Here is a 9,299-nt window from a genome sequence, read left to right as displayed (position 1 = left end):
CTATGTCCGGGCGCTGCTGTCCATGGGTCAGGCAGGCGCTGCGGTGTCCCGCGCGACCGCGCTGCGCAACGCCAATATGGGCGCGCCGGCGGCGCATGTCATTCTGGGCGATGCGTTGCTGGCGGCCGGGCAGCCGGACAAAGCGGCGCGAGCCTACGAGCAGGCGGCGGACCTGCGTTTTTCCGAGGATGTGGCGCTGCGGCTGGTGTCGGCGTGGCGGCGGGCCGGGCAGCCGGAGCGCGCCGCGCAGATATTGAGCCTCTATCTCAGTCAGAATCCGGGAAGTTTCGAGGCGACCCGCATCGCCGCATCGGCCTGGCTCAGCGTCCGCAACTGGGACCGGGCGATCGCGCTGCTGGAGCCGCTTTCAGCGCGGGCGGGCAATAATGACGCGCTGTTGATGGCTGACCTCGCCTGGGCATGGCTCGGTAAGGGCGAAAAGGTGCGGGCGCTTGCCTATGCGGCCAAGGCTTACCGGCTGCAGCCGCTCAATCCCGTTGCGGCGGACGTCTATGGCTGGACGATGCTGCAGGCCGGGCAGAAGCAGCGCGCCGTCGATGTGCTGGAAAAGGCGCTGGCGCTGGCGCCGGGACATCCGATGCTGAAAGGGCATCTCGACAGCGCCTATGCGGCGGTTGGCGACAAGGCGAAGCTGGCGGCGCTTTAATGCGTTGTTAATGCAGTGTGCTCCTGCGAAAGCAGGAGTCCAGTTCAGACGGTGGGACTGGGCTCCTGCTGTCGCAGGAGCACGATTCTACTTAAACTTGGCGATCCCTAAACCCGGTCCGCCTGCACGACGATTTCCAGTGAGCGCAGCGCCGACAATATCCGCATCAGGTGGGCGGCGTCCTGCACCTCCAGGTCGATGATGTCGGTGTGGAACGGCCCTTCGCGGTTCACAAGCTGCAGGTTGAGGATGTTCGCCTTGTTCGCGCCGAAGATGTTGGCGACCGATGCCAGCGCGCCGGGCTGGTTCTTGACGATGATCGACAGGCGTGCGGTGCCGCCCTTCGACTTCACGTCCCAGGCCAGGTCGACCCAGTCCGCGTCCGCGCCAGCCTCCAGCGATGAGCAGTCGATCGTATGGACTTCGATCGGCTCCCCCGTGCGGCGGATGCCGACGATGCGGTCGCCGGGCACCGGGTGGCAGCAGTCGCCAAGCTGATAGGCGATGCCGGGCGTCAGGCCGCGGATCGACACCGGGTTATGCTGGCGGGGATGCGCTTCCTCCGCTCCCTCGCCGCTGGTGGAGCCGGGGATCAGCGCCTCCATGACTTCGCCGTCCGTGACGCGATGCGTCGCGATGGCGATCATCAGTCCGGCGCGATCGGTCAGCTTCAGGCGCTTCAGCCCGGCCTTCATCGCCTTGTCGCCAACCTCGACCGGCAGGCGGCTGGCGATTTCCTCAAACAGCTTCTCGCCCAGCGCGATCGTCTCGTCCCGCTGCTTGTGGCGGATGTAGCGGCGGATGGCGGCGCGCGCCTTGCCAGTGATGGCGAAGGTCAGCCAGCCGGGCTGCGGCTCCTGCCCGTCGGATTTGAGGATGTCGACCTGATCGCCATTTTCCAGCGTCGTGCGCAGCGGCACGACCCGGCCGTTCACCTTCGCGCCGACCGTCTGGTTGCCAAGGCTGGTGTGCACGGCATAGGCGAAGTCGACCGGCGTCGACCCCTTGGGCAACTGGTGCAGCTCCCCCTTGGGCGTGAAGGCGAAGATGCGATCCTGATACATCGCCATGCGGGTATGTTCGAGAAGCTCGTCCGGGTCCTGGCTCTGCTCCAGGATTTCGACCAGATCGCGGAGCCAGCCAGCCTGGCCGTCCGGCTTGCCCTCGCCCTGCTTATAGGCCCAGTGCGCGGCGAGACCGAACTCGCTGTCCCGGTGCATTTCACGGCTGCGGATCTGGACCTCGATCCGCGCATTCTCGCTCATGATGACGGTCGTGTGCAGCGACCGGTAGCCATTGCGCTTGGGCGTGGAGATATAATCCTTGAACCGGCCGGGCACCATCTTGTGCTTCTGATGGATGATGCCCAGGGCGCGATAGCAATCCTCCGTGCTGTCGGTGATGACGCGGAACGCCATGACGTCTGTAAGCTGCTCGAAGCTGATGTGCCGCTCCTGCATCTTGCGCCAGATGGAATAGGGATGCTTCTCCCGCCCCGACACAGTGACGCGGATGCCCGCATTGCCCAGCAGCATCTGCAAGCCGGAGGCGATCCGCGCCACCTTGTCGCCGCCGCCTTCCTTCAGTTGCTCCAGTCGCCGGGTGATGCTGCCATAGGCTTCCGGTTCCAGCTCGCGGAACGCCAGCAACTGCATCTCGCGCATGAAATCATACATGCCGATCCGCTCCGCGAGCGGGGCGTAGATATCCATCGTCTCGCGGGCGATGCGGCGGCGCTTCTCCTCATTCTTGATGAAGTGCAGCGTGCGCATATTGTGCAGCCGGTCGGCCAGCTTGACCAACAGCACGCGGATATCGTCCGACATCGCCAGCAGGAATTTGCGGAGATTTTCGGCCGCGCGCTCTGTTTCGGATTGCGCCTCTATCTTGCTGAGCTTGGTGACGCCATCGACCAGGCGGGCGACGTCCTTGCCGAACACGCTCTCGATCTCGTCATGCGTGACCAGCGTATCCTCGATCGTGTCGTGCAGCAGGGCCGTCACGATCGTCTGATCGTCCAGATACAGGTCGGTGAGGATGCCCGCCACCTCGATCGGATGGCTGAAATAGGGGTCCCCGCTGGCGCGCTTCTGGCTGCCATGCTTCTGCACGGAAAAGACGTAGGCGCGATTGATCATCGCTTCGTCCGCGTCCGGATCGTAGCGTTTCACACGTTCAACAAGTTCATACTGGCGCAACATATGTTTACCGATGTGGGGGATTTTTGTCGCTATGCAACAAAAAAGGCACGGTAAGGCATATTGGCGGAACGCCTTGGTTTTTTGGCCACACTCGAGAAACCGGACGGACCTTCAGGGCATTGATACGTTTTGATTGCAAACTTATATTGCAGAATGATTCCGCGCGGCGGTCACAATTTTGCAACACCGCGCGATTTGGAGTATCTACGGAGTCATGCTGGACGAAGTTTCCCGTGAGCAGTTATCCTGCGCCCCGATTTGCGGCCTGCCCAGTGCGCTCGAGGCGATGGGGGAGAAATGGTCGTTCCTCATCCTGCGCGGCGCGTTGGCCGGTATCCGGCATTTCGAGGATTTTCAGTCCACGCTGGGCATCGCCCGCAACATCCTGGCCAATCGCCTGGCGCGGCTGGTCGAAAAGGGCATCATGGTGCGGGAGACGATGACCTGCGACCGGCGCAAGGTGGAATATCGCCTGACCGAAAAGGGCAAGGAACTGGCCCCGGTGATGATCGCCCTGCGGCAGTGGGGCGAAAAGTGGGAATGCGGCGTGCCGTCCGTGCCGACGCTTGCCGACCGCCGCGACGGTCAGCCGATCCAGCCGATCCACATCCTGTCGCATGACGGCCGCACGCTCGGCCTGTGCGATCTGGTGTGGATTTACCCGGACGAAATCGCGCCGGTGGGCGGCGAAGAAGAAATCGCCGCCTGATCCTGCGTCCGCGCGTCAGCTTGCCCTTCACCCTTTTCCGATAATTCGCTAGTCTCTGCCGGATGTCGGTCACGCCACTTCAAGCCGAACCGTTTTTTGCGGACAAGAATCGCGCTTTCTGGAATCTGCAGACGCTGGGCTGGCTTGGCGCCTTCCTGCTCCGCGCGTCGTCCACCGTGGCCAATGGGCAGCCATTGTCCAGCCTGGTGCCAGTGCTGATCTCCACCGTCACCGGCTATTCAGTAACATTGTTGATGGCGGTGATCTTCCGCCTGCTGCTGCGCCAGCGGCCGATCGTCACCTGGGGCGTGTCGATCCTGGTGATTCTCGTGGCGGCGGGCATGTGCGCGTTCATCGACTCCTGGGTCTTTTCCACCCAGAACCGGGGCAGCGATACGGCGGGGCTGCAGCTTTTCCTGGGCGCCGCCTATCTCAGCACCACGCTGCTCGGCGCATGGTCGGCCCTTTATTATGCGATCAATTTCTATCTGACGGTGGAGCAGCAGGCCGACCAGTTGCTGCATCTGGAAACCCAGGCGAGTTCCGCGCAGCTTGCGATGCTGCGCTATCAGCTCAATCCCCATTTCCTGTTCAACACGCTCAACAGCATCTCGACCCTGGTGCTGCTCAAGGAAACCGACCGGGCGAACGCAATGCTGTCCCGCCTGTCATCCTTCCTGCGCTACACGCTGATCAACGAACCCACGGCGCAGGTGACGCTGGAGCAGGAGGTGGAGACGCTGAAGCTCTATCTGGACATTGAAAAGATGCGGTTCGAGCACCGGCTGCAGTCGGTTTTTGCCATCGACTCCTCCGTCTCGCAAGCCCGGCTTCCGTCCCTGTTGCTGCAGCCGCTGGTGGAAAACGCCATCAAATATGCCGTCGCGCCAAAGGAGGAGGGCGCCGAAATCACCGTCACGGCGCAGCCTGCCGGTGAAAATGTGCGGATCGTCGTGTCCGATACGGGTCCGGGATTGAATGAAGCCAATGTCAGGCCGAACCTGTCCACCGGCGTTGGCCTGGCGAATATCAAGGACAGATTATTCCAGGCCTATGGGGAACGACATTCGTTCGATGCGCGTTCCACGCCGGGAGGCGGTTTTTCTGTGACCATAGAAATGCCCCTCGTAACGGAAGAACAGACGAAAGTGGCCGCATGACAATCAGAACGATCCTCGTGGATGACGAAAGCCTTGCCATCCAGGGGTTGAAACTGCGCCTTGAGGCGCATGAAGATGTCGAAATCATCGACACATGCATGAACGGCCGTGAAGCCATCCGGTCAATCAAGACCCACAAACCGGACCTTGTTTTCCTCGACATCCAGATGCCCGGATTTGACGGCTTTTCCGTCGTGCAGGGCATGATGGAGATAGAGCCGCCCCTGTTCATCTTTGTCACCGCGTTCAGCGATCATGCGATCCGCGCGTTCGAGGCGCAGGCCGTCGACTATCTGATGAAGCCGGTGGAGCAGGACCGCCTGGCCGACGCGCTGGACCGCGTGCGCCAACGGCTGGGCCAGAAGCGGCAGGTGCAGGAAGCGGAACGGCTGCGCGAGGTGCTGGCCGAGGTCGCTCCGCAGGCGATGAGCGATTTCGTCACGGAGGAGGATACGCCGGCCTCCAGCCGTTTCGAAAAGCTGATCAACATCAAGGATCGCGGCCAGATATTCCGGGTGGACGTGGATTCGATCGAGCGGATCGACGCCGCCGGCGATTATATGTGCATCTACACCGCCGACAATTCGCTGATCCTGCGCGAGACGATGAAGGATCTGGAAAAGCGGCTGGATCCGCGCAATTTCCAGCGCGTCCACCGCTCCACCATCGTCAATCTGAGCCAGGTGCGGCAGGTGAAGCCGCACACCAACGGCGAATGCTTCCTGGTGCTGGAATCCGGCGCGCAGGTGAAGGTCAGCCGCTCCTATCGCGATGTCGTGGCGCGTTTCGTTCACTGACCGCGCACACCGGTTTTGAACGCAATCGCCGGGAAGCGCAGGCGAACCGCATCGGCCATAGCATGTCCTGCAAAACAGACGGCCCCGGATTTTCGCGGCCCGTCTGCAGGACAAGGAGATATGTCATGGCCTATTCGCGCAAGATCATTGCTTCGCCGGTCGGCGCCCTGACGCTGGTCGCCAGCGAAAAGGGGCTGGCGGCGATCCTGTGGCAGGATGACGATCCCGGCCGGGTGCGCCTGGGGCCGGTGTCGGACGAGGCGGATCATCCGGTGCTGGAGCAAGCGGCGCGCCAGTTGGCGGCCTATTTTGAGGGGAAGCTGAAAGTCTTTTCCGTGCCGCTCGATTTCCGGGGAAGCGAATTTCAGCGCGCGGTCTGGGGCGCATTGCTCACCATCCCCTTCGGCGAAACCCGCAGCTATGGAGAGATTGCGAGCCAGATCGGCAAACCCTCCGCATCACGTGCGGTTGGCGCGGCAAATGGCAGGAATCCGATTTCCATCATCGCGCCCTGTCACCGGGTGATCGGATCGACCGGCAAGCTGACCGGTTTTGCCGGCGGTCTTGCCGCCAAAAAGCATCTGCTCGATCTGGAAGCGAAGGCGGCTTAATCCAGATTAAGATAATGAATGTTTCGATAATTCAATAAGGGAAGCATTCGTAACGGTTGCAGTTGGCATTGTGCTCGACTTGGAGGTCGGACAGGTTCACTTTTTGAGCAAGGTCGTTCGTCCTTGGATGAGGGAACCATTTTCTGGAGAGCACAGGTCCCCTGGCTGATGAGCGCGGTCGCGCAATGCCCAGGCTTTGGCGGAGCCTGGCGGTTGCCGCGATATTGCCCATAGGGCTGACGATATTGGGCCTGTCTCTCAGTTCGGCCTATAAGCGCAATCTCCACAATCTGCATGACGCCTCCCTCTCTCTGAGGCAGGCGAATGCGGCGCAGACGCTGCTCCGCGACGTGAAGGATGCGGAGCGGAGCCAGCGCGGCTATGCGCTGACCGGCGACAGAAGTTTCCTGGCGCCGTTCGAGCGGGTGGAGAGCGGGCTGGCGGCGCAGCTTTCCGCACTGGACCGTCTTGCCGCCGCCAGCGACAGCAATACGCAGACCACCCTGCGGCATCTGGACCGCCTGACCGAAGCCAAGTTTGTCGAGATGCGCAGCGTGATTGAGGCGCGCGACCAGTCCGGGCTTGCCGCCGCAGCCGCCATGGTGGGTTCCGGCCGCGGCAAGGCGCTGATGGACTCCATAGAGGCGGAAACCGCCAAGCTGATCCGCCTGCAGGATATCAGGGTAGCCAGCAGCGAGCAGCAGGCCGCCGACCGGTCCGGCATGGCGCGGCTGATCTATTGGTCCATGGTGTTGTCCGTCTCGCTCATAGGTTTCCTGATCGCCTATGTGATGTGGAGCAACCGGCGTGGCCGCTATCTGGCCAACCGCGCCGCGGCGGAGGCCTATAACCGGCAGGCGGCGCTGTTCGAGAGCGACTTTAACGCCGTGGTCCTGATCAACCCCAGCGGCGGAATAGAGATATTGAACGGGGCGGCGGAAAAGCTGTTCGGCTATCCCAAGACCGCGCTGATGCGCCGCGACATATCGCTGATCGCCGACCTCGCGCCGGGGGAAGGGGCGTTTCTCGACCGGTTGGGCCTGACCCCGGAAGGGCTGGCCCAGCCGTTGCGGACTCATGTGAAGGCGCGAACGGCCGATGGCGGGACCGTTCCGGTGGAGGTTGCGCTGGGCATCATGCAGCAGGCCGACGGAGCGCATATCGTGGCGTCTTTCCGCGACGTGTCGGAGCGGGACAAGGTTGAACAGCTCAAGGACCAGTTCCTCTCCACCGTCAGCCATGAGCTGCGCACGCCGCTGACCTCCATTGTCGGATCGCTCGGCTTGCTGCGCGGCGGGGCGGCGCATGACCTTCCTGCGCCGGTGCAGCGGCTGGTCGTCATCGCGGAAAACAACGCCAACCGCCTTATCCGCATCGTCAACGACCTGCTGGATGTGGAGAAGATGCAGTCGGGCGAGATGCGGTTCGATTTTCAGCCGATGGATTTGCGCATCGTGGCGCAACAGGCGCTGGACGGCGTGCGTCCCGTCGCGGACCTGCATAATGTCTTGCTGGAGATCGACCTTCCGGGCCAGCCGGTCATCGTCCGCGGAGACCAGGACCGTATCGTGCAGGTGGCCACCAACCTGCTGTCCAACGCGATCAAATTCTCGCCCGCCGGATCGGCCGTCACCCTGACCCTTGGCGTGCGGGACAATGATGCGTGCATTTCCGTCCGCGACCGGGGGCCGGGCATAGACGCGGAATTGCGCGCGCGGCTTTTCACGCGGTTTGCGCAGGCGATGCGCCGGTCGGACACGGCCGGGCCGGGGACGGGCATTGGTCTCACTATATCGCGGGAAATCGTGCATAATCATGGGGGTACGATCTGGTTTGAGGATGCGGAGGGAGGCGGAAGCCTGTTTGCTTTCGCCGTCCCCCTGTGGAATGCGCTGACCGGGCAGGAGGATTTGAACGGCGCCCCCCGCCTGCTGATCTATGCCGATGCGGCGGAAGCGCAGGCGATCAGCACCGGCTTTTCGGTACGGGCCATTCGCGCCGACCTCGTCCATACGCAGCAGGAGGCGCTGGCGGCCATCTCTACGCGTCCCTATCTGGCGTTCGTTCTGGATTTCCAGTTCGCCGATGGCGACGCCGTGGAGATTGTGCAGGCGATCCGGGACAATCCTGCGGGCAGAAGCCTCCCCGTGATCGCGATCGCGCCCAGCGACCCTGTGGTGGAGCCAGCGCAGATGGCCGCGCTGGACATTATCGACTGGATAGCCAAGCCGATTGCCGCCGACCGGCTGGACGAAGCGGTGAGCGCGGCGATCCGGCGCGCATCGACGTCAATGCCGCTTGTCCTGCACATCGATGATGACAGCGACACGCTGGAGATCACCGCAAACGCGCTCAGCGGCCTCGCCCGGATCGCGCGGGCGACGGACCTTGCCTCCGCGCGGGCGTTCCTCGCCACGAACGCCGTCGATATTGCGATTGTGGATATCGCGCTGCCCGATGGATCGGGCCTGGACATTCTCCCCGCTTTGTCACCGGCAGGCGGGCCGGCCACGCCGGTCATCATCTATTCAGCGCAGGATTCCGGCCATGATCTGGCCACCGATGTCGAGGTAATATTAACCAAGTCCAAGAAATCATTGCCTAATTTAGTCGAAACAGTCATGGGGATTCTTGATCGCCAGCTGGGGGAGGAGGCGTCATGACCGACAGGTTGAAGATTTTATATGTCGATGATGAAGCGGATATCCGAACCATCGTGGAGATGGCGCTCGCGCTCGATCCGGGGATGGAGGTGCGTCTCGCCAGTTCAGGACAGGATGTGCTGGAGATGTTGCAGCAGGGGGCCTGGGTTCCCGATCTTGCGCTTATCGACATGTTGATGCCCGGCATGACCGGCACGGATGTCATGGCGGCGCTGCGCGAGCGCGGCTGGACCGCGAATATCCCGATCGTGTTCGTCACCGCCAGCGCCTGGCAACGGGATATCGACCGTTTCATCGATGCGGGCGCGCTGGGCGTCATCGCCAAACCCTTCGATCCGCTGACGCTGGCGGAGACGGTGCGCAGCTTCGCGGAGCAGGCGAAGGCGGAATGAGGGAAGGCGCGAGTGGCCGCCGGTCCGGCATTTTTGCCGCATATGGGTTGAAATTGCGCGACTCTGCTGGTAGTGGGCCAGCCACACGACGCGGGCTGC

Annotated in this window: 8 protein-coding genes; 7 read left to right on the top strand and 1 reads right to left on the bottom strand. The window is 62.6% G+C overall.

All coding sequences use genetic code 11. The annotated features are described in order from the left end of the window. On the top strand, nt 1-667 hold a 667-nt coding region (locus tag BHQ40_RS06835), incomplete at its 5' end, for a tetratricopeptide repeat protein (RefSeq protein ID WP_139139212.1). 107 nt (nt 668-774) lie between these two features. Here BHQ40_RS06835 and BHQ40_RS06830 read toward each other — a convergent pair. Next, nucleotides 775-2,868, bottom strand: coding sequence for a RelA/SpoT family protein (locus BHQ40_RS06830; RefSeq protein ID WP_070154295.1), 2,094 nt, complete (start codon nt 2,866-2,868; stop codon nt 775-777). Nucleotides 2,869-3,082: 214 nt separating this feature from the next. Between BHQ40_RS06830 and BHQ40_RS06825 the strand changes: the two genes are divergently transcribed. From BHQ40_RS06825 to BHQ40_RS06800, 6 genes are all read left to right on the top strand, one after another. Then, nucleotides 3,083-3,577 (top strand): winged helix-turn-helix transcriptional regulator, encoded by a 495-nt coding sequence (locus BHQ40_RS06825; RefSeq protein WP_070154292.1) that lies wholly within the window; start codon nt 3,083-3,085, stop codon nt 3,575-3,577. A 62-nt stretch (nt 3,578-3,639) separates the two neighbouring features. Then, on the top strand, nt 3,640-4,737 hold the full coding sequence (locus BHQ40_RS06820) for a sensor histidine kinase (RefSeq protein WP_070154290.1): 1,098 nt from the start codon (nt 3,640-3,642) through the stop codon (nt 4,735-4,737). Continuing rightward, nucleotides 4,734-5,534, top strand: a complete 801-nt coding sequence (locus tag BHQ40_RS06815) for a LytR/AlgR family response regulator transcription factor (RefSeq protein ID WP_070154288.1) — start codon at nt 4,734-4,736, stop codon at nt 5,532-5,534. Before BHQ40_RS06820 ends, BHQ40_RS06815 begins: the two co-directional genes overlap by 4 nt. Before the next feature lie 125 nt (nt 5,535-5,659). Then, nucleotides 5,660-6,145 (top strand): methylated-DNA--[protein]-cysteine S-methyltransferase, encoded by a 486-nt coding sequence (locus tag BHQ40_RS06810; protein WP_070154286.1) that lies wholly within the window; start codon nt 5,660-5,662, stop codon nt 6,143-6,145. 185 nt (nt 6,146-6,330) lie between these two features. Next, entirely contained in the window at nt 6,331-8,808 is a 2,478-nt protein-coding gene (locus tag BHQ40_RS06805; protein WP_070154284.1) for an ATP-binding protein, read from the top strand. Next, on the top strand, nt 8,805-9,200 hold the full coding sequence (locus BHQ40_RS06800) for a response regulator (protein WP_070154282.1): 396 nt from the start codon (nt 8,805-8,807) through the stop codon (nt 9,198-9,200). The genes BHQ40_RS06805 and BHQ40_RS06800 overlap by 4 nt, the downstream gene beginning before the upstream one ends. The last annotated feature ends 99 nt before the right edge of the window (nt 9,201-9,299 follow it).

It is taken from the genome of Sphingobium phenoxybenzoativorans, assembly GCF_001757355.1.
GTDB lineage: Bacteria > Pseudomonadota > Alphaproteobacteria > Sphingomonadales > Sphingomonadaceae > Sphingobium > Sphingobium phenoxybenzoativorans.
The sequence above is the reverse complement of the archived record's forward strand: the minus strand, read 5'-3'. Positions and strand labels throughout refer to the sequence as shown.